Source organism: Paraburkholderia sp. BL18I3N2, from assembly GCF_003001875.1.
Lineage (GTDB): Bacteria > Pseudomonadota > Gammaproteobacteria > Burkholderiales > Burkholderiaceae > Paraburkholderia > Paraburkholderia phytofirmans.
Genome location: NZ_PVNC01000009.1, coordinates 1 through 21,357, shown reverse-complemented (window position 1 = coordinate 21,357; position 21,357 = coordinate 1). Strand labels below are relative to the sequence as shown.

The following is a 21,357-nucleotide window of genomic DNA, read 5'->3' as shown; positions in this document are numbered from 1 at the left end:
CTCACACCTTCGTTTCCTGCGCGAGGCGACCCGGCACACCGCCGATCGAACCCGCGCCCATCGTGATCACCACATCGCCGTCGCGCACCACTGCTGAGAGCGCGTCCGGCACTTCATCCACCGTATCGACAAATACCGGCTCGACCTTGCCCGCCACCCGCAGCGCACGCGCCAATGCACGGCCGTCCGCGGCGACGATCGGCGACTCGCCGGCCGAATAGACTTCGGTCAGCACGAGCGCGTCGACGGTCGACAGCACTTTCACAAAATCCTCGAAGCAATCACGCGTACGCGTGAAGCGGTGCGGCTGGAATGCCAGCACCAGACGACGCCCCGGAAATGCGCCGCGCGCCGCCGCCACCGTGGCCGCCATTTCGACCGGATGATGACCGTAGTCGTCCACCAGCGTGTAGGCGCCGCTCGCTTTGCCTTCGCTTAGGACAGGCACTTCGCCGTAGCGCTGGAAGCGTCGGCCCACGCCGTTGAAATCCGCCAGCGCTCGCTGGATATCGGCATCTTTCACTTCAAGTTCAGTCGCAATTGCAATCGCGGCCAAAGCGTTCTGCACGTTGTGCTCGCCCGGCAGGTTCAAGACGATGTCGATCGGCGCCGCGTCTTCGCGCATGGCCGTGAAATGCATCTTGCCGTCGTGCGCTTTTACGTTGACCGCGCGCACCTGCGCATCCGGCGCGAAACCGTAGCGAATGATCGGCTTCGACACGAACGGCAGAATTTCCTTCACGTTCGGATCGTCCACGCACAGCACCGCGATACCGTAGAACGGCAGACGGTGCGTGAATTCGATGAACGCCTGCTTGAGCCGCGCGAAGTCGTGGCCGTAGGTGTCCATGTGATCGGCGTCGATGTTCGTGATGACTTCGATCACCGGGAACAGATTCAGGAACGACGCATCCGACTCGTCGGCTTCCGCGACGATGAAGTCGCCCGTGCCGAGCCGCGCGTTCGCGCCCGCGCTGATCAGCCGGCCACCGATCACGAAAGTCGGATCCAGCCCGCCCGCTGCCAGCACGCTCGCCACCAGCGAAGTGGTCGTGGTCTTGCCGTGCGTGCCGGCGATCGCGATGCCTTGTTTCAGGCGCATCAGTTCCGCGAGCATCACTGCGCGCGGCACGATCGGAATGCGGCGATGACGCGCGGCCAGCACTTCCGGATTGTCGCTACGCACTGCCGTGGAAACGACCACCGCGTTCGCGCCTTCGATGTTCTCCGCCGCGTGACCGATCGCGATCCGCGCGCCGAGTGCGGCGAGGCGATCGGTGATCGCGTTGCTCGTGAGATCCGAGCCGCTCACCTGATAGCCGAGATTGACCAGCACCTCCGCGATGCCGCTCATGCCGACACCGCCGATGCCGACAAAGTGAATGTGTTTGACGATGTGTTTCATTGCTTTCCTTCTGGGCTCGCGCCCGAAATCGAACCCGCCACGGTCGCGCAAATCTGCGCGACCTGTTCAGTGGCGTCGGGTTTCGCGAGCGAGCGCGAACGCTCCGCCATCTCCGCGAGGGTCTCTCGCGTCTGGCTGCGCAACCAGTCAGCGAGGGTTTCCGCCGACAGATCGCGTTGCTGCACGACCAGCGCCGCGCCGTTGTCGGCGAGGAACGCTGCATTAGTGGTTTGGTGATCGTCTACTGCATACGGGAACGGCACGAAGAACGCCGCCACGCCTACTGCTGAAATCTCGGATACCGTCATCGCGCCAGACCGGCAAATCACCAGGTCCGCGTTCGCATAGGCACTCGTCATGTCGTCGATGAACGGCACGAGTTCGACGTCAGCGCCTGCTTGCAGACCTGCTGCCGCGTAGTTCTCGCGCAGCGCTTCGATATGCTTCGCGCCCGCCTGATGCACGATGCGCGGACGCTCGTTCGGCGCGAGCAAAGCCACCGCACGCGGCACGACTTCATTCAACGCCGCCGCTCCCAGACTGCCGCCCACGACCAGCACATTCAGCGGACCGCTGCGTTGCGCGTAGCGTGCTTTGGGTGCAATTGCGCGCGCAAGTTCCTCACGAATCGGATTTCCCGTCCATTCACCGTGCGGCAATGCATTCGGAAATGCAACCAGCACGCGTTTGGCGACCTTCGCGAGCACCTTGTTCGCGAGACCCGCAATCGAATTCTGTTCATGCAACACCAGCGGACGGCCGCTCAGCGCTGTCATCAAGCCGGCTGGAAACGTGATGTAACCGCCCATGCCAAGCACGACGTCGGGTTTCACGCGACGCAGTACGGAGAGACTTTGCGTGCAGGCACGCAAGAGATTGACCGGCAGCATCAGCTTGGTTTTCAAGCCCTTGCCGCGCAGGCCGCCGAAGCGCACGTATTCCATCGGGATGCCGTGCTTCGGCACCAGCGTCGCTTCCATGCCCGCGGGATTGCCGAGCCATACGACCTTCCACCCCCACGCCTGCATCAGATGAGCGACCGCGAGCCCCGGGAACACGTGTCCCCCGGTGCCACCGGCCATCACCATCAGCGTGCGTTGCGGCAGAGCGGTCATACTTTCCCTCCGCGCATGAGCACCCTGTTCTCGTAATCGACACGCATCAACACAGCGACGGCAACGCAGTTCAGCACAATGCCCGAGCCGCCGTAACTGACGAGCGGCAACGTAAGGCCCTTCGTGGGCAGCAAGCCGAGGTTCACGCCCATGTTGATGAAGGTCTGCGCGCCGAACCAGATGCCGACGCCCTTCGCGACCAGGCCGGCGAACGTGCGATCGAGTGCGAGCGCCTGACGGCCGATCTCGAACGAGCGGCGCACGATCCAGTAGAACATCAGGATCACGACCAGCACGCCGACAAAACCCAGCTCCTCGCCGATCACCGCGAGGATGAAGTCGGTATGCGCTTCCGGCAGATAGTTGAGTTTCTCGACGCTGCCGCCAAGACCCACGCCGAACCACTCCCCACGCCCGAACGCGATCAGCGAGTGCGTCAATTGATAAGCCTTGCCCTGCGCGTAACGGTCGTCCCACGGATCGAGATACGCGAAAATCCGTTCACGACGCCACGGCGACGCCCACACCAGCAAACTGAACGTGCCGACCGCGGTTGCCACCAGGCCGCCGAACAGCTTGCCGTTCACGCCGCCGAGAAACAGCACGCCCATCGCGATCGCCGCGATCACCATGAACGCGCCCATGTCCGGCTCGAGCAGCAGCAACGCGCCGACGAGACCCACCGCAACCGCCATCGGCAAAAAGCCTTTGGCGAAGCTGTGCATGTATTCCTGCTTGCGCACCGTGTAGTTCGCCGCGTAGATCGTCACCGCGAGCTTCATGATTTCCGACGGCTGCATGTTCGTGATGCCGAGCGGAATCCAGCGACGCGCGCCGTTCACGCCCTTGCCGACGTGCGGGATCAACACGATCACCAGCGCGACCAGCGAAATCAGAAACAGCTTCGGCGCGTACTTGTCCCACGTCGCGATCGGAATGCGGAACGACACGATACCGATCACCGAACCCATCACCACGAAGACGATCTGGCGCACGAGGAACGCGTAGTCGCGGTACGACGCGTACTTGGGCGAATCCGGCATGGCGATGGACGCCGAATACACCATCACGACACCGAGCCCGAGCAGCGCGACGACCACCCACAGCAGCGAGTGATCGTAGTCGAGCATGCGCGAGCGCAGCGGACGCACGCCGTTGACGGCGCTCGCGAGACCACTGCCGCCCGTGCGGCCGCCGACGCGAGCCGCGCCGCCCGAACCACCCGCGTCGCCGCCAGCGGCCTGACGCGAACCGAAACGTTCCGACCAGCTCATATCGTCGTCCCCCGTTCGGCCGCGATGTCTTCTACCGTGCTGCGGAATACCGCGGCGCGGTGCGCGTAACCTTTGAACATGTCGAAGCTCGCGCAAGCCGGTGACAGCAGCACGGCATCGCCCGGTTCCGCAAGCGCGGTTGCCGCGCGCGTCGCTTCTTCGAGCGTGGCGTGATCCGTCATGGCGATGCCAGTGTCTTCCAGCGCGGCGCGAATCAGCGGCGCGTCACGGCCGATCAGCATCACGGCGCGGCACCAGCGCATGACCGGCGCGGCCAGCGGTTCAAAATCCTGGCCCTTGCCGTCGCCGCCGGCAATCAGCACGATGCGCTGCGCGAGCCCGTCGAGCGCGGCAACCGTCGCGCCGACATTGGTGCCCTTGCTGTCGTCAACGTAGTCGATACCGTCGATCGATGCGATCAGTTCCACGCGATGCGGTTCGCCACGATATTCGCGCAGTCCGTGCAACAGCGGCGCGCCCGGCAGACCGATTGCGCGTGTAAGCGCGTAAGCGGCGAGTGCGTTGGCGGCGTTGTGCAGGCCGCGAATACGCAAGGCGTCCGCGGGCATCAAGCGTTTCAGTGCGATATTCGGCGGCGTAACCACTTCGTTCTTGCGACGGCGCTTCGGCACCGGTTCGTCGCTGGCGTCGCGATCGTGCGCCTGCACGAGCCAGATCATGCCGTTGTCGCGCAGCAGACCGTAGTCGCCGTCGTTTTTCGGCTCGGTAACGCCGAACGTGACCATCTCGGCTTCGCTGTCTTCCGCGGGCGCCAGCTTCATGACGCGCGAGTCGTCGCGATTCAGCACGCGCACAGTCTGCGCACCAAAGATGCGGCCCTTCGCGGCGGCGTAAGCGTCCAAACCGCCGTGCCAGTCCAGATGATCCTGGGTGATGTTCAGCACGACCGCCGCATCCGGCGAAAACGTGTGCGCGGTTTCCAACTGGAAGCTCGACAGTTCGAGCACCCACACGTCGGGCAACGCGGTGTTGTCGATCGCTTCCGAGAGTTTGTCGAGCAGCGCCGGGCTAATGTTGCCGGCCACCGCGACCTTCTTGCCGGCGCGCTCGCACAACAAGCCCGTCAGGCTCGTGGTCGTGGTCTTGCCGTTGGTGCCGGTAATCGCGATGACCTTCGGCGCGTAGCCGCTTTCGCCGAGCGTCTTCAGCGCTTGCGAAAAGAGTTCGAGTTCGCCCCACACGGGAATGCCCTGCTCGCGCGCCGCCGAGATCAGCGGCACCAGATCGGCGGCAAGCGGCGACAAACCCGGGCTGATGGCGACGAGTTCGACACCTTCGAGCAACACCGGCGAAAACGGGCCGCCGACGAATGCGGCGTCGATGCCGTGCGCTTCCAGCGCGGGCAGGTTCGGCGGCACTTCGCGCGTATCGGCCACACGCAGCCGACAGCCGTGCCGCGCGCACCAGCGCGCCATAGCGAGACCGGATTCACCCAGTCCCAGCACGAGCACCATCGGCTTTTGCCGATCCCGAAACTTCTCGCCGAACATCGCCTGCTTCCTTAATGACCTGCTGCTTAACGCAGTTTGAGCGTGGACAAACCAAAGAGACACAACATCAACGTGATGATCCAGAAGCGCACGACCACCTGCGTTTCTTTCCACCCCGACAATTCGAAATGGTGATGCAGCGGCGCCATCTTGAAGAGACGCCGCCCTTCGCCGAAACGGCGCTTGGTGAACTTGAACCAGGTGACCTGCAACATCACGGAGAGCGTCTCAGCGACGAAAATGCCGCCCATGATGAAGAGCACGATTTCCTGACGCACGATCACCGCTACCGTGCCGAGCGCGCCGCCGAGCGCGAGCGCGCCGACGTCGCCCATGAACATCTGCGCCGGGTGCGTGTTGAACCAGAGGAACGCGAGTCCTGCCCCGCCCATCGCCGAACAGAAGATCAGCAATTCGCCGGCACCGGCGATATGCGGAAACAGCAGGTATTTCGAGTAGACCGAGCTGCCCATCACGTAAGCGAACACACCGAGCGACGCGCCGACCAGCACGACCGGCATGATCACGAGGCCGTCGAGGCCATCGGTGAGATTGACCGCGTTGCTCGCGCCGACGATCACCAGATACGTCAGCACGATGAAGCCCCACACGCCGAGCGGATAGCTGATCGATTTGACGAACGGCAGCATCAGGTCGGCGCGCGCCGGCAAGCCCATCGAGAGGCCACTCCTCACCCACGCCATGAACAGGTCGAACACGCGCACATTGCTCGCTTCGGACACGCTGAAGGCCAGATAAACCGCCGCGAACAGGCCGATCACCGACTGCCAGAAATACTTTTCACGCGACGACATACCGCGCGGGTCCTTGTAGACCACCTTGCGGTAATCGTCGACCCAGCCGATCACACCGAAACCGAACGTGACAAGGATCACGATCCAGATGAAGCGATTGGTCAGATCCGCCCACAAAAGCGTAGCCACGGCGATGCCGAGCAGAATCAGCACGCCGCCCATGGTCGGCGTGCCGGATTTCACGAGGTGAGTTTGCGGGCCATCTTTACGAACAGCCTGACCGACCTTCATGGCGGTCAGCTTGCGAATCACCGCCGGGCCGCAGACGAGCCCGATCAGCAGCGCGGTGATGGTCGCCATCACCGCACGGAAAGTCAGATAACTGAACACGCGCAAGAAGCTTGCGTCATTCTGCAGCCATTGCGCCAGCGCCAGTAGCATGCTTCGGTCCTTCTATTTCAATGTGCGGCGGGCGTACTGCCCGCTGCGTTGGGTTGTGGACTCGTTACGGCGTCCACCACGCGCTCCATCTGCATGAAGCGCGAGCCTTTCACGAGAAGCGTTGCGGCAGGACCGAAAGCGGCCTGCTGCAATTGCGCGACCAGCGTGCCGATATCGGCGACGTGATGCGCGTTCGCGCCATATGCGGCGCAGGCATCGCGCGAGGCGTCGCCCATTGCGTACAGCGCATCGATACCGCGTTCCTTGGCGTAAGCGCCGATTTCGCGGTGGAACGCCGGACCGTTGTCGCCGACTTCGCCCATGTCGCCCATCACCAGCACGCGCGGCGCGGCGCGTGAGGCGAGCACGTCGATCGCGGCGCGCATCGAATCGGGGTTGGCGTTATAGGTGTCGTCGATGACGGTGGCGCCAGCGAGCGTGCCGAGCACAGCTTGCTTCACCTGCAAGCGGCCCTTCACGGCGCCGAACGATTCGAGACCGCGCTTGATGGCGTCGAGCGATACGCCCGCAGCCAAAGCTGCTGACGTTGCGGCCAGTGCGTTGTGCGCGTTGTGGTCGCCGAGCACTTGCAGCGTGACTTCGATGTGGCCTTGCGGCGTGTCGATGCTCAGGACGTTGTCGGCGAACGTGCCTTTTACTGCGGCTTCGGTGATGCGCTCGGCGGTGTTCAGCGCGAAGTCCATGATGCGGCTGCCGGTTGCGGCCACGCGCCAGATGCTCGCGTAGGCGTCGTCGGCCGGGAACACCGCGACGCCTTCCGGGGTCAGCGCGTGAATCACGCTCGCATGTTCGAGCGCGACCGCTTCGACCGTCGCCATGAACTCCTGATGCTCGCGCTGCGCGTTGTTCACCACGGCGACCGTCGGCTCAGCGATTTTCGCGAGCTCCGAGGTTTCGCCCGGATGGTTCATGCCGAGTTCGACTACCGCCAGTTGATGTGCTGCGTGCAGACGGAACAGCGTGAGCGGCAAGCCAATGTCGTTGTTGAAGTTGCCCGCGGTCGCGAGACGCGCGTCGGCGCCAACCGCGGCGGCGAAGATCGACGCGATCATTTCCTTGACCGTGGTCTTGCCGTTGCTGCCCGTCACGGCGACGAGCGGCACGCTGAACTTGCGGCGCCAGCCGCGTGCGAGCGCGCCGAGACCCACGCGCGTGTCCGTGACTTTGAGCGCCGGCACAGTCCAGTCTTGCGGCGTGCGCGTGACGAGAACGGCCGTCACATTGCGCGCGGCGACGTCCGGCAGAAAGTCGTGGGCGTCGAAGCGGTCGCCCTTGATCGCGACGAACAGATCGCCGGGACCCGCGCTGCGGCTGTCGGTTGAGACGCGTTCGAACGTGACGCTCTCGTCGCCGATAACGGTTGCGCCGGAGATCAGCGCGGCGGCCTCACGCAGCGAGAACATATTCATTCGCCACCTCCGCGTGCGTGCGTCGCGCGTGCGGCCAGCGCGAGGCGAGCGTGGTCCTGATCGGAGAAAGCGCGTTTCTTGCCCATGATTTCCTGTGTTGCTTCGTGCCCCTTGCCGGCCAGCACGATGACGTCTTCGCGCGCTGCGCTGCGGATCGCTTGCAGGATCGCGCTCGCGCGGTCCTCGATACGGCGCGCCTTCGACGCGTCTTTCATTCCAGCCGCGATCTGCTCGATGATGGCTTGCGGATCTTCGCTGCGCGGGTTGTCGCTGGTCACTACGACGCCGTCGGCGATTTTCTCGGCGATCGCGCCCATCAACGGACGCTTGGTGGCGTCGCGGTCACCGCCGCAGCCGAACATGCAGATCAGTTCGCCGCCGCGCGCGGCGGCCATCGGGCGCAACGCTTCGAGTGTTTTTTCCAGCGCGTCCGGCGTGTGCGCGTAATCGATCACGACGAGCGGTTCGTCGTTCTGCAAGCGGCCACCGAGACGCTGCATGCGGCCGTTCACCGATTCGAGCTTCGCGAGTTCGGCCACGGCGGCGTTGAATGGGACGTCGGCGGCGAGCAATGCGCCCAGCACGCCGAGGAGATTGCTCACGTTGAACGCGCCGAGCGTTTGCACTTCGACTTCGGCATCGCCCCAATCCGAGGTGCTCAGATGGAACGCCGTACCCGTGGCGGTGGCGCGCACGTTTGAAGCGAGCAGAAGCGCGTCGGCTTGCGGCGCGTCTTGCAGTGTGTCGTCGAGCCCGTAGGCGATCGTGCGTGCATGGCCTTGCGTGCTCGCGAGCAAGCGGCGGCCAGCGGCATCGTCGCGATTGATCACGGCCGCGCGCAGGTCCGGCCACGCGAACAGACGCGCTTTGGCGGCTTCGTAGGCTTCGAACGTGTGGTGATAGTCGAGATGGTCTTGCGTGAGATTCGTGAATACGGCGATGTCGAATGCCGTGCCGTTCACGCGCCCCTGATGCAGCGCGTGCGACGACACTTCCATGGCCACCGCCTGCGCGCCCGCGTCGCGCAACTGCGCGAGACTGCGCTGCAATTGCGGCGCGTCGGGCGTAGTAAAGCCGGTGTGCACCAGGTGGCCTGGCAAGCCGGTGCCGAGCGTGCCGATGATCGCGCAGCGCGTGCCGAGCGCCGTCAGCGCCGCCGAGATCCACTGGCTGCACGAGGTCTTGCCGTTCGTGCCGGTGACGCCAAGCGTCAGCATGCTGTCGCTCGGATCGTTGTACCAGCCGCTCGCGATCGAACCCGCAAGTTCGTTCAACGCCGGCACGGCCAGCGTGTTCGACGGATCGATTGCGCCGCTGAAGCCTTCGGGCTGAACCAGCACGGCAGCGGCGCCACGTTCGATCGCGCCGTCGATGAACGGACGGTTGTCCGCGCCATCCACGGCGTAGGCGAAAAACGCGTCGCCGGCCGCGAGCGAGCGCGTGTCGGCGTGCAGATGCGCGCCTGGCTGCACGTGAGCATGCAGCCAGGCGAGCGCGTCGGCGATCTGCCGCTGGGCGGGATGCTGCTTCCGCAACCTGCTCATCGCACGACTCCCGGATGGCTTTTCGCGTTCGCGGAAATCGTCATCTTCTTCGCGCCGGCGCTGGTGGAGAGTTTCTTGGCCGTAGCTGGCGTGGCCGGCGCGGTCGGCGCGGCCGGTGCCGAATCGTCCGACACCACCATTTGCTTGACCGGCATGTCCGGCGGCACATTCAACGAGCGCAGCGTGTCGCCGACGATGCTCGAGAACACCGGGCCCGACACCTGACCGCCGAAGTGGCTGCCCGCCGTCGGTTCGTCGACCGAGACGGCGACGACGATGCGCGGATTCGGCATCGGCGCCATGCCGACGAACGAAGCGCGATATTTTGAGTGGTCGTAGCCGTGTGCGCCGTGCTTATACGCCGTACCGCTCTTGCCGCCGACGCGATAACCCGGCACCGCCGCATCCGGCGACGTGCCGCCCGGCGCCGTGACGGTTTCGAGCATTGCGCGCACCTGGCGTGCGGTGGTCGGCGCGAAGATCTGCGGACCGGTGGCCGGCTGATCGCCAGGCGTACGGAAAATCGACACCGGCATGATCTCGCCGTCATGGGCGATCGCGGTGTAAGCGCGGCCCAACTGGAACAGCGACACCGACAGGCCGTAGCCGTACGACATGGTGGCCTGCTCGATGCGGCGCCAGCCCTTCCACGGGCGCAGGCGGCCGGCCGCCGCGCCCGGGAAACCGACCTTCGGCGCCTGGCCGAGACCGATGCTCGTGTACATGTTCCACATCTCTTCGGGCTTGAGCTGCATGGCGATCTTGGTCGCGCCGATGTTGCTCGACTTCTGGATCACGCCGCCCACGGTCAGCACGCCGAACGCGCTGTCGTCGGTAATCGGCGCACCGTCAAGCACGAAGCGGCCGCCGCCTGTATCAACCAGTGTAGTCGGCGTGACGCGGTGCAGATCGAGCGCGAGCGAGACCGTGAACGGCTTCATGATCGAGCCGGGCTCGAACGTGTCGGTCAGGATGCGATTGCGCAACTGATCGCCGGTCAGGTGTGAACGGTCGTTCGGGTTGTAGGTCGGGTAATTGACGAGCGCCAGCACTTCGCCGGTGCGCACGTCGATCACCATGGCCGCGCCGGCCTTCGCCTTGAATTTCTCGACGGCCGCCTTCAGGTTCGTATAGGCGATGTACTGAATCTTGCTGTCGATCGAGAGATCCACGTCCTGGCCGTTGTGCGGCACGACCTGCTCGTCCACGTCTTCGATGATGTGGCCCATGCGGTCCTTGATCACGCGGCGGCTGCCCGACATGCCGGCGAGCAGTTTCTGGTCGCCGAGTTCGACGCCTTCCTGGCCTTCGTCCTCCACATTGGTGAAGCCGATCAGGTGGGCCGTGATCTCGCCTTCCGGATAGAAGCGCTTGTACTCGTCGCGCGCGTAAATGCCGGGAATCTCCAGCGCGGCGACCTTTGCGGCGACGTCAACCGGCACCTGGCGCTTTACGTAGACGAAGGTCTTGTCTTCCGAGAGCTTGGCGCGCAGCTCCTTATTAGTCATGCCGAGCAGTTTGCCGAGCGACGTCAGCTTGTCCGCGCCAAGGTCGTCAGGCACCGATTCGGGAATCGCCCAGATCGCGCGCACCGGCAGACTCGTGGCGAGCACGAGACCGTTGCGGTCGAGAATCTTGCCGCGCGTGGCCGGCAGTTCGAGCCGGCGCTGATAGCGGATTTCGCCCTGCTTCAGATAGAAAGCGTTGCCCGGGCCCTGAATCCAGAACGCGCGCGCGGTGAGCGCGACGAACGCCATGAACAGCATGAACACGACGAGCTTGGAGCGCCACATCGGCAGGCGCACCGAGAGGATTGGATTGGCCGAGAAGGCCACGCTCTTACGAGTCGACGATTTTTTCATCGCACGCCTCCGCGACGGGTCGCCGCCGGCGCCGATGCCGGGCCGGAGGTCGGAATCGGTGCGTCCTGGGCTTTCGCCGCGCCCGGGTCGAGTGTGAGGTACTGGGTGCGGCCGGTGGTGACCGATTGCATCTTCAGGGAATCAGTGGCGATAGTCTCGATGCGCGACGTTTTCGACAACGCGCTCTGCTGATATTGAAGCTGCGAGTAATCCTGCTGCAGCTGGCGCTCCTGCGATTGGGCGCGCTGCAACTGGATAAAGATCTGGCGCTGCTGATTGGTAGCGTTGACGACGGACAGAGCGCAGCCCATCACGATGATCAGCAGGAAGATGTTGAGACGATTCATGGTGCGATCCGCTCCGCCACACGCATCACGGCAGAACGGGCGCGCGGATTCGCGGCGACTTCAGCGTCGCTCGCGAATACGCGGCCGATGATTTTGAGCGGAGGGCTCGGCAGATCGACGGCGCGAATCGGCAGACGGCGATCCACCGCAGGCGCACTCGCGTGCGCCTGCATGAATCGCTTGACGATCCGGTCCTCGAGCGAATGAAAGCTGATGACCACCAGCCGCCCCCCTTGCTCCAACAGCGACAACGCTGCTTCTAAAACGACTTGCAGCTCCGCAAGCTCTTGATTGATGTGAATCCGTATAGCTTGAAAGGTGCGGGTTGCCGGATCCTTGCCCTTCTCACGGGTTTTGACGACGTTAGCCACGATTTGGGCAAGCTCGCCCGTGCTGACGAGAGGCCCAAGACGGTCGGACTCTGCCCGGCGAGCAACAAGCGCCTTTGCAATCTGAAAAGCAAACCGTTCTTCCCCATAATCTCGTATCACCTCCGTCAATTCCTGCACCGTGGCCCGCGCCAGCCAATCAGCCGCCGATTCGCCGCGCGTCGGGTCCATCCGCATGTCGAGCGGGCCGTCGGCGCGAAAGCTGAAGCCCCGCTCCGGATCGTCGATTTGCGGCGACGATATGCCCAGATCCAATAAAACGCCCGACACCCGTCCTACGCCGCGCTCCGCAATCGCGGTGCGCAGTGAAGCAAAACTCTCGTGCACGATGCCGAAGCGCGGATCGGAAATCTGCTGCGCCGTGGCGATGGCGAGCGGGTCTTTGTCGAAAGCGATCAGACGCCCCGACTCTGCCAGCTTCTCCAACACCAGGCGGCTATGCCCGCCGCGCCCGAACGTGCCGTCCACGTACACGCCGTCCGCGCGCGTGACCAGCGCTTGAACCGCTTCTTCCAGCAGCACCGTGCGATGCTGCAATTCGTTTCCCATCGCAGGTGCCATATATGTAAACCGCGATCAGAACGTGAAATCTTTTAACGCGTCGGGCATGCCCTCGGCCATTGCCGCCTGTTCCTTCGCGGCGTATGTTTGTGCATCCCACAACTCGAAGTGACGACCCATGCCTAGCAAGGTCACTTCTTTTTCCAATCCACCAGCCGTGCGCAATTCCGGCGACACGAGCACGCGCCCTGCGCCGTCCATTTCCACGTCCATTGCATTGCCGAGAAAAATGCGCTTCCACCAGGTCGCGTTCATAGGCAGCTTGTCGACCTTGTCGCGGAAGATCTCCCACTCCGGGCGCGGAAAGAGCAACAGGCAGCCGTCCGGGTGCTTGGTGATCGTCACCCGGCCCTCTGCCTGTGTCTGCAGCGCATCTCGATATCGAGAGGGAATAGACATCCGCCCTTTCGCATCGAGCGTCAGCGCCGACGCCCCTTGGAACACTTCGCTCTCCCCATTTGGCGCATTGACGCGCCAGCTGCCCGACCCATGAAAATCTACCCGAAACCGCTTGCGAGATCACACAAAAATACACTTTCTCACACTGTCTCCCACTTTAGAGGAACGCTAAACAGGGGTCAAGGGAGATACGTGCTTTTCCGGCGAATTTTGTTTGTTAGAACAAGGACTTAGCGCGACTCGTTCACGTCACGCATAAAACGGAAAACCGTTATAAATGAATGAGCTAGTGCAGCTTGTGAAGGTGATACGTGAAAAGTGCGGGGGAAAGGCGTGGAATGAAAGAGATCGTTAAGCGGGATCGGCAGGTGTGGGATGGCGTTTCCGGGTACTTCAGGCGGACGGCGCGTAAGGCGCCGTCCCACTTCCGAGAGGTGCGTGAACGAGTGGCTTTAACTTATATGTAATAGGCGGTGCGGGTCATGACTTTCGACACCGCGCGCATCAGTGCGCGCGCGGGAAAAGGTAGCTCGAGGCCGCCGGCTTCCATCGCCGCCTTACCGTGTTCCGCCTCGTCCACGCGCATCTGCTCGACGATCGCACGGGACTCGTGATCGGCTGCCGGCAACTCGTCCAGATGGCTGTCGAGATGCAGTTCCACCTGACGCTCGGTCTCGGCCATGAAGCCGAGGCTGACACGGTCGCCCATGCGCCCTGCCGCGAGGCCGATAGCTAGTGCGCCCGTATACCAGAGCGGGTTCAGCAGACTGGGACGCGAGTCGAGCGCTTCAAGACGTTTGGAAGTCCACGCGAGATGATCTTCTTCCTCAATTGCGGCGCGATCGAACACGGCCCGCAAGGACGGCGATTTGGTGGCGATTTTCTGAGCCTGATAGAGCGCCTGGGCGCAGACTTCGCCGACGTGGTTCACGCGCATCAAGCCAGCCGCGTGCGCACGCTCGGCCGGTGAGAGTTCGACCGCCGGTTCCGTCACCGTGGATTCTTGCGGAACCGGCAACGGGCGACTCATCCGCGACACGCCGGTCATTGAGCGTAAACCCCGATCAAACTCGCTAATCAACTCGTCCAGAAACATTCAGCACTCCCTCATTCAACAACCGCCTCACCGATCCGCCAGGTCCGCTCGACAAGGCTTTGCAGTGCAAAACCGGCTTCGCGGAAACCTTCAAAGCGCATGAATCGGGCGGCCAATTTCTGATTTTAGACCATGTTGCGTAAACGAAACAGGAGCCTTCGCGCCCCGCTCCTTTTTCTTTGTGCCATGTATGCCTTTTGTTACATTACGTGCAACTTCTCGCGAAGTTGGACATGCAAGGCCTCAACGCTAGATAAATATTCTGCCTTGTACAAAAGATTCGTAATCCTTGGAGATCATTCGATGAAAAAGTCGCTTCTCGCTCTCGCAGCACTGGGCGCATTCGCAGGCGTCGCACATGCTCAGAGCAGCGTGACCCTGTACGGTATCATTGACGAAGGCTTCAACATCAACACCAACTCGGGTGGCAAGCACCTGTACAACCTGTCCAGCGGCGTTCTGCAAGGTTCGCGTTTCGGCCTGCGCGGCACGGAAGATCTGGGCGGCGGTCTGAAGGCAATCTTCGTGTTGGAAAACGGCTTTGACGTCAACAACGGCAAGCTGGGTCAAGGCGGCCTGATGTTCGGTCGTCAAGCTTACGTCGGCCTGTCGAGCCAGTTCGGTACGGTCACGCTGGGTCGTCAGTACGACTCCGTCGTCGACTACGTCGGTCCGCTGGAAGCCGGCGACCAGTGGGGCGGCTACATCGCTGCTCACCCGGGCGACATCGACAACTTCAACAACGCGTACCGCACCAACAACACGGTCAAGTACACGAGCGCGAACTACGGCGGCCTGACGTTCGGCGGCACGTACAGCTTCGGCGGCATCGCCGGCAACGTCACGTCGAACCAGATCTGGTCGTTGGGCGCTGGCTACAACAACGGTCCCCTCGTCTTGGGCGTTGGCTACTTGAACGCACGCACGCCTGCAGCTGCTGGCGGCCTGTTCAACACCGGCAGTACGGCTGCAGCACCGGCCGCGGCTGTGACGTCGCCGATCTACGCTGGCTTCACGTCGGCTAACACGTATCAAGTGATCGGTGCAGGCGGCGCGTACACGTTCGGCGCAGCAACGGTTGGCTTGACGTACTCGAACATCCGCTTCGCCAACCTGGGCGCTTCGTTCGCATCGCCGTTCAAGGGCCAGTCGGCTACGTTCAACAACGCGGAAGTGAACTTCAAGTATCAGTTGACCCCGGCATTGCTGGTCGGTGCAGCGTATGACTACACGCGCGGCGCGGAAATCAACGGCAACTCGCGTGCTCAGTACCACCAAGGCGCAGTTGGCGTGGACTACTTCCTGTCCAAGCGTACCGACGTGTACGTGACGGGTGTATACCAACACGCTCTGGGCGACACGATCACCGCAACGGGTGCTACGGTCGACGCAACGGCAGGCATCAACGGCCTGACGGGTTCGTCGAACCAGAACCAGTTCACGGCTCGCATCGGTATCCGGCACAAGTTCTAATAAGTCGTAAAAAAGCAGTCTGCCTCAAAGGCGCCTTCGGGCGCCTTTTTTTATGGCGCGCGCCGGCAGTGGGTTTCGCGATGCGATTGCCGCGCGAAAGAAAAGCCCGGCAGACTTTCGTCTGCCGGGCTTTTTCGCTTGCCCGCCGCTCCGTGCCGGCTTGATGCCTGATAAGTGTGCGATTCTGCCTAAGCCCGTCCGTCACGCAACTCGCGACGCAGAATCTTGCCGACGTTGCTCTTCGGCAGCTCGGTACGGAACTCGACGATCTTAGGCCGCTTGTAGCCGGTCAACTGCTGCTTGCAGTAGGCGAAGATGTCGGCATCGGTGAGCGCCTGATCTTTCTTCACGACGAACAGCTTCACCGCTTCGCCCGAATGCTGGTCGGGCACGCCGACTGCGGCAACCTCGAACACGCCCGGCAGCTTGGCGACCACGTCTTCGATTTCATTCGGATAGACATTGAAACCGGACACCAGAATCATGTCCTTCTTGCGGTCGACGATCTTGACGAAGCCGCCGTCATTCATCAGGCCGACATCGCCCGATTTGAAGAAACCGTCCGCCGTCATCACTTTCGCGGTTTCGTCGGGCCGGTTCCAGTAGCCCGCCATCACCTGCGGGCCGCGGATGCAAATCTCGCCGGGCTGGCCGAGCGGCACCTCGTTGCCTTCGTCGTCACGAATCGAGATTTCCGTCGACGGCAGCGGCAGGCCGATCGTTCCGCTGTATTCGGTGACCGTGACCGGATTGCAGGTCACGCACGGCGACGTCTCCGACAAACCGTATCCTTCGATAATCGGCGTATGAGTCTGCTCGTACCAACGTTTAGCGACGGCTTCCTGCACCGCCATGCCGCCGCCGTTCGCGGCGATCAGCTTCGAAAAATCGAGCTTATGGAAATCCGGGCTGTTCAACAACGCGTTGTACAGCGTGTTGACGGCGGGAATCGTCGTGATCGGATAGCCTTCCAGCGCCTTGATCATGCCAGGAATGTCGCGCGGATTCGGAATGAGCACACCGAGGCCGCCGGTACGGATTGTCAGCAGCCCGCACACGGTCAGCGCGAACACGTGATACAGCGGCAACGCGACGACGGTGACGAACTGATCGACATCCGTGCGATTCGCGCGAACCGGATCGAGCCAGATCTCCGACTGCAGCACATTGGCGATCAGGTTCCGATGCAGCAGCGTCGCGCCCTTGGCGACGCCTGTCGTTCCGCCCGTGTACTGGAGAAAAGCGACGTCTTCAGGGCCTTGCTGGACCGCTTTGAAATTCTGACGTGCGCCTTCCGCGACGGCGGTGTTGAATTTGACGTGCCCCGGCAGACTCCAGGCCGGCACCATCTTCTTCACCTTGCGCACGACGAAATTCACCAGCGTGCCCTTGATCCCCATCAGGTCGCCCATTGCCGCCACGACGACATGCTTGATCGACGTGTTGCGTACGATCGCCTGCAGCGTAACCGCGAAATTCTCGAGCAGAATGATCGCTTCCGCTCCGCTGTCCTTGAGTTGATGCTCGAGTTCACGCGGCGTATAGAGCGGGTTCACGTTCACGACCACATAGCCCGCGCGCAAGATGGCTGCAATGGCCACCGGATATTGCAGCACGTTGGGCATCATGATCGCGATGCGCGCGCCGCGGGCCAAGCCTTTTGACTGAAACCATGCGGCGAGTTTGCGGGAAAGCGCGTCGAGTTCGCCGTAGCTGATCTCCTTGCCCATGCAGACGAACGCCGGTTTGGCGCGGTGCTCGCGGAAGGCTTCTTCGAGCAGTTCGCCCACCGACGAATAGCGGCTCGGGTCGATCTCTGCGGGAACGCCGGACGGATAAGATTTCAGCCAGATTTTGTCCATGCAGCGTCTCCTCCTTTATTTTCGAATGGTCGTGCTAAAAACGCATCGTAGCATGGGCACCTCGGTGCTATTCGCGAAAAGCGGCCTGGTTAGACTGCAGCCTCGAACCCGTGAGGGACGCGCGCTGCGGGATGGCTGAGCGGGTTTCAAACGCGTTCGACTTCGACCAGGCAGTCGTAGAAAGTTGCCGAGCCGCCCAGATCGGTGAGCGCCTGGCTGGTGAGTTGATTGGCATTGCGGCCGTCCGGCGCTAGCTTTTTCCACCAGATCGACAGGCCGACCACGAGCCCTTCGCGGGCTTTATCCGTGACGCGCACGCGCGCCTGCATCGAACCGCGATCGTTAAAGATACGCACCTGAGCGCCATCGACGATGTCTCGCGATTGTGCGTCGGCTGGGTGCATGTCGAGATGCGGCTCGCCTTCCGTCGATCGCAGGCTTTCGACGTTCACGAAGGTGCTGTTCAGGAAGTTGCGGGCCGGCGGCGAAATCATCGCAAGTGGATACCGGGCGGCGAGTTCCGGTGCGCCGTCGGCGGATTCGTAGGGCGGCAGATAGTCCGGAAGCGGGTCGAGTCCCTGCTGCGCGAGCCGTTCACTATAGAACTCACATTTGCCGGACGGCGTTCGGAAGCCGCCTTCGGCGAAAGGCGCGTCGGGCAGGTTCAGCCGGGCCCAGCCGGTTTGCTTCAACGTCTGCCAATCGACGCCTTCGAGCGTTTTGTCCTGCCAGCGGAACGCAGCCTGTGCGACGGTCTCGTCGCTCTCGAACAGTGCCGGTTCGTCGAGCCCCATGTGACGCGCGAAGCCGCGAAAAATCTCGGTGTTTGGAAGTGCGCCGCCGACGGGTGCGATTGCCGGCAGGTTGACCATCACGTGCGTGTGGCCGTATGACTTGTGGACGTCGAGGTGTTCGAGTTGGGTGGTCGCGGGCAGGAGCAGATCGGCGTAGTCGGCGGTGTCGGTCTGGAAATGCTCCAGCACGATCGCAAACAGATCCTCGCGCGCGAAACCGGCTGCGACTCGCTCGGAATCCGGCGCGACGGCCACGGGATTCGAGTTGTAGACAACGATCGCTTCGACTTTAGGGCCGAACGCAGCGTCGCCCTTGTGCAGCAACGCGTCGCCGATTGTATTCATATTGATGACGCGGCTGACCTTGGACGGCCAGCCAGGCATCAGGTCCGGACGCTGCAATGCATGCGTGTCGACCGGCGCCCAACCGCCCGAGGACAGCAGCACGCCCCCCGCTCTTTCGCGCCACGCACCCGTCAACGAGGGCAGGCAGGCGATCGCGCGCACGGCATTGCCGCCGCCACGCACGCGCTGCAGACCGTAGTTCATGCGGATCGCGGCCTTTTTGGTACCACCGTAAAGTCGCGCAAGATCAACGATAACGTGTTCATCAATGTCGCAAATTTCAGCAACGCGCGACGGCGGGTAATTCAGCGCGCGTGCCTTCAGCTCATCGAAACCTAGTGTGTGGGCCGCAATGTAAGCGTGATCGAGCAGATTTTCCGTGATCAACACGTTCATCATGCCGAGCGCCAAGGCGCCGTCGGTGCCGGGTTTCAGGGCAATATGCTGATGACATTTTTCGGCGGTCAGCGACCGGTACGGATCGATCGCGATCAGCCGTGCGCCGCGGCGTTTGGCCTGTTGGGCGCGCGTCCAGAAATGCAGGCTCGATGCGATGGGATTGGAGCCCCAGATGAGGATGACTTCGCTCTCGTCGAAAAACTCGGTGAGCATGCCGAGGCTCGCGCCATAGGTGTACTTCAACCCGGCGGCGCCGGCGGACGCGCAGATCGTACGGTCCAATTGCGAGGCGCCGATCTTGTGGAAGAAGCGCTGCGCAATGCTGTCGCCCTGAACTAAACCCATCGTGCCGGCATAGCTGTAGGGGACGATCGCTTCTGGCGCGCGGCGCGCAATCTCAGCGAGACGGTCAGCAGCGATCTGGAACGCCTCGTCCCAACTGATCGGTTCAAAGCGGCCCTCGCCTTTACGGCCGACGCGCTTCATCGGCGTCGTCAATCTTTGCGGATGATGCACACGCTCAGCATAGCGGCTGACCTTGGTGCACAGCGCGCCTTGCGTGGGCGGATGCTCGGGATCAGCAACAACCTTGATCGCACGTCCGGCCGCGACCGTCACTCGCATCGCGCAGGTGTCGGGGCAATCGTGCGGGCATACGGCGCGAGCGAGTTCAGTCGGGGCATTCATCGGCGATCCGTCCAAGAAGGCGGTGAGCGGTGGAGCAATGCGGAATTCTATTACGCCAGTTGCTGCCTGGTCTGCGCGGTGCCGCCAAAAAGGCCTTGGGCGTAGAATCGGTTATTACCGTGCCCGGGCCAATGGGGCCCCGAGCGATTCCACGCAAGTCAAAGCACAGACGCGTCACCACTCCATCATGAAACTGATCCCCGAAATCCAGGCCGCTCACGGCGAAATTCAGACCCTCCGACGAACCATCCACGCCCATCCGGAACTGCGTTACGAAGAAACGGCGACGGCCGATCTGGTGGCACGAACCCTCGAGTCCTGGGGTATCGAAACTCATCGAGGGTTGGGCAAGACCGGCGTCGTCGGCGTGCTGAAACGCGGCAATGGCTCACGCTCCATTGGCCTGCGGGCCGACATGGATGCACTGCCGATACAGGAACTGAATAGCTTCGACCATCGGTCGAAAAACGACGGCAAGATGCACGCGTGCGGCCATGACGGACATACCGCGATGCTGCTCGGTGCCGCGCGGCACCTGGTCAAACATGGTGAATTCGATGGCACGATCGTGTTCATTTTCCAGCCTGCTGAAGAAGGCGGCGCTGGCGCGCAAGCCATGATCGACGACGGCTTGTTCGTGAAATTTCCGGTCGACGCCGTGTTCGGCATTCATAACTGGCCGGGCATGCCGGCGGGGCACTTCGGTGTGACCGAAGGTCCGATCATGGCGTCGAGTAACGAGTTTCACATTGAAATCAAAGGCGTGGGTTCGCACGCCGCGCTGCCACACAACGGCCGCGATCCGGTCTTCACTGCGGTGCAAATCGCGAATGGGCTGCAGAGCATCATCACGCGGAACAAGAAGCCGCTCGACACCGCAGTGTTGTCGATCACCCAGATTCACGCCGGCGACGCAGTCAATGTTGTTCCGAACAATGCGTGGATCGCAGGCACAGTGCGGACGTTTACGACCGATACGCTTGATCTGATCGAAGCGCGCATGCGCAAAATTGCGGAGAGCACGGCTGAGGCCTACGATTGCTCGGTCGATATTCAATTCCACCGAAACTACCCGCCGACGATCAACAGCAGCGAAGAGGCCCGCTTTGCAGCGACGGTGATGAAGGAAATTGTCGGCGCAGATAACGTCGACGACGCGGTCGAGCCGACGATGGGCGCAGAGGACTTCTCTTTTATGTTGCTCGCCAAACCGGGTTGTTACGCGTTCCTTGGTAACGGCGATGGAGGGCACCGAGATTCGGGCCATGGCGCGGGTCCGTGCATGTTGCATAACGCGAGCTATGACTTTAACGACGAGTTGTTGCCGATCGGCTCGACATACTGGGTACGACTGGCACAGCGCTTCCTGGCGCAGGGCAAATAGAATGCTTTCGAGCGGGTTGGCGGCTGTGATTGGTCGTCGCCGGTTGTCTCTCGCGCAACGGGTGATTGACGCCCGTTGCCGCTCGCCCGCATAAGCCAGCGTTTTGCGGCTGGGCGGGGAGTGAAGGCGGCTGATCGTGCGGGATTTTTGCGTGTAGGGCGGCGGTGTAAACGCAGAAACCCCACCTTGTTGGGGTGGGGTTTCTGATGCTGCTGGGGAGCCTGACGATTACCTACTTTCACACGGGTAATCCGCACTATCATCGGCGTGGAGTCGTTTCACGG

16 protein-coding genes are annotated in these 21,357 nt (G+C 62.6%); 2 read left to right on the top strand and 14 right to left on the bottom strand.

All coding sequences use genetic code 11. From position 1 onward, the window contains the following. Nucleotide 1: 1 nt before the first annotated feature. From murC to coq7, 12 genes are all read right to left on the bottom strand, one after another. Nucleotides 2–1,405, bottom strand: a complete 1,404-nt coding sequence (murC, locus tag B0G75_RS23005; RefSeq protein ID WP_106310875.1) for a UDP-N-acetylmuramate--L-alanine ligase — start codon at nucleotides 1,403–1,405, stop codon at nucleotides 2–4. Then, complete coding sequence (gene murG, locus B0G75_RS23000; RefSeq protein WP_106310872.1) at nucleotides 1,402–2,520, bottom strand: undecaprenyldiphospho-muramoylpentapeptide beta-N-acetylglucosaminyltransferase; 1,119 nt, start codon at nucleotides 2,518–2,520, stop codon at nucleotides 1,402–1,404. Before murG ends, murC begins: the two co-directional genes overlap by 4 nt. Further along, entirely contained in the window at nucleotides 2,517–3,794 is a 1,278-nt protein-coding gene (gene ftsW / locus B0G75_RS22995) for a putative lipid II flippase FtsW (RefSeq protein ID WP_106310869.1), read from the bottom strand. The genes murG and ftsW overlap by 4 nt, the downstream gene beginning before the upstream one ends. After that, the gene (murD, locus tag B0G75_RS22990) at nucleotides 3,791–5,305 is read right to left on the bottom strand and encodes a UDP-N-acetylmuramoyl-L-alanine--D-glutamate ligase (protein WP_106310866.1); all 1,515 of its coding nucleotides are present in this window, start codon (nucleotides 5,303–5,305) and stop codon (nucleotides 3,791–3,793) included. The genes ftsW and murD overlap by 4 nt, the downstream gene beginning before the upstream one ends. A gap of 26 nt (nucleotides 5,306–5,331) precedes the next feature. Continuing rightward, the gene (gene mraY, locus B0G75_RS22985; protein ID WP_006053209.1) at nucleotides 5,332–6,501 is read right to left on the bottom strand and encodes a phospho-N-acetylmuramoyl-pentapeptide-transferase; all 1,170 of its coding nucleotides are present in this window, start codon (nucleotides 6,499–6,501) and stop codon (nucleotides 5,332–5,334) included. 17 nt (nucleotides 6,502–6,518) lie between these two features. Then, a complete protein-coding gene (gene murF / locus B0G75_RS22980) occupies nucleotides 6,519–7,931 on the bottom strand; it encodes a UDP-N-acetylmuramoyl-tripeptide--D-alanyl-D-alanine ligase (RefSeq protein ID WP_106310863.1) in 1,413 nt (470 codons plus the stop codon). Further along, the gene (locus B0G75_RS22975; protein WP_106310860.1) at nucleotides 7,928–9,475 is read right to left on the bottom strand and encodes a UDP-N-acetylmuramoyl-L-alanyl-D-glutamate--2,6-diaminopimelate ligase; all 1,548 of its coding nucleotides are present in this window, start codon (nucleotides 9,473–9,475) and stop codon (nucleotides 7,928–7,930) included. Before B0G75_RS22975 ends, murF begins: the two co-directional genes overlap by 4 nt. After that, complete coding sequence (locus tag B0G75_RS22970) at nucleotides 9,472–11,337, bottom strand: penicillin-binding protein 2 (protein WP_106310857.1); 1,866 nt, start codon at nucleotides 11,335–11,337, stop codon at nucleotides 9,472–9,474. The genes B0G75_RS22975 and B0G75_RS22970 overlap by 4 nt, the downstream gene beginning before the upstream one ends. Then, on the bottom strand, nucleotides 11,334–11,684 hold the full coding sequence (gene ftsL, locus B0G75_RS22965; RefSeq protein ID WP_012434428.1) for a cell division protein FtsL: 351 nt from the start codon (nucleotides 11,682–11,684) through the stop codon (nucleotides 11,334–11,336). Before ftsL ends, B0G75_RS22970 begins: the two co-directional genes overlap by 4 nt. Next, complete coding sequence (gene rsmH / locus B0G75_RS22960) at nucleotides 11,681–12,634, bottom strand: 16S rRNA (cytosine(1402)-N(4))-methyltransferase RsmH (protein WP_106310854.1); 954 nt, start codon at nucleotides 12,632–12,634, stop codon at nucleotides 11,681–11,683. The genes ftsL and rsmH overlap by 4 nt, the downstream gene beginning before the upstream one ends. A gap of 15 nt (nucleotides 12,635–12,649) precedes the next feature. Next, nucleotides 12,650–13,078, bottom strand: coding sequence for a division/cell wall cluster transcriptional repressor MraZ (mraZ, locus tag B0G75_RS22955; RefSeq protein WP_012434430.1), 429 nt, complete (start codon nucleotides 13,076–13,078; stop codon nucleotides 12,650–12,652). Between the two features lie 412 nt (nucleotides 13,079–13,490). Continuing rightward, on the bottom strand, nucleotides 13,491–14,129 hold the full coding sequence (coq7, locus tag B0G75_RS22950; protein WP_106310851.1) for a 2-polyprenyl-3-methyl-6-methoxy-1,4-benzoquinone monooxygenase: 639 nt from the start codon (nucleotides 14,127–14,129) through the stop codon (nucleotides 13,491–13,493). A 303-nt stretch (nucleotides 14,130–14,432) separates the two neighbouring features. On the opposite strand from coq7, the gene B0G75_RS22945 reads away from it, so the two are divergent. Further along, on the top strand, nucleotides 14,433–15,602 hold the full coding sequence (locus B0G75_RS22945; RefSeq protein WP_106310848.1) for a porin: 1,170 nt from the start codon (nucleotides 14,433–14,435) through the stop codon (nucleotides 15,600–15,602). Nucleotides 15,603–15,790: 188 nt separating this feature from the next. Here B0G75_RS22945 and B0G75_RS22940 read toward each other — a convergent pair whose 3' ends face one another. Together B0G75_RS22940 and B0G75_RS22935 are read right to left on the bottom strand one after the other, a co-directional pair. Next, nucleotides 15,791–17,464, bottom strand: coding sequence for a long-chain fatty acid--CoA ligase (locus B0G75_RS22940; protein ID WP_106310845.1), 1,674 nt, complete (start codon nucleotides 17,462–17,464; stop codon nucleotides 15,791–15,793). Between the two features lie 146 nt (nucleotides 17,465–17,610). Next, nucleotides 17,611–19,689, bottom strand: a complete 2,079-nt coding sequence (locus tag B0G75_RS22935) for a molybdopterin-dependent oxidoreductase (RefSeq protein ID WP_106310842.1) — start codon at nucleotides 19,687–19,689, stop codon at nucleotides 17,611–17,613. A gap of 187 nt (nucleotides 19,690–19,876) precedes the next feature. Here B0G75_RS22935 and B0G75_RS22930 point away from each other — a divergent pair, with 187 nt between their 5' ends. After that, entirely contained in the window at nucleotides 19,877–21,073 is a 1,197-nt protein-coding gene (locus B0G75_RS22930) for a M20 aminoacylase family protein (protein ID WP_106310839.1), read from the top strand. Nucleotides 21,074–21,357 lie beyond the last annotated feature (284 nt).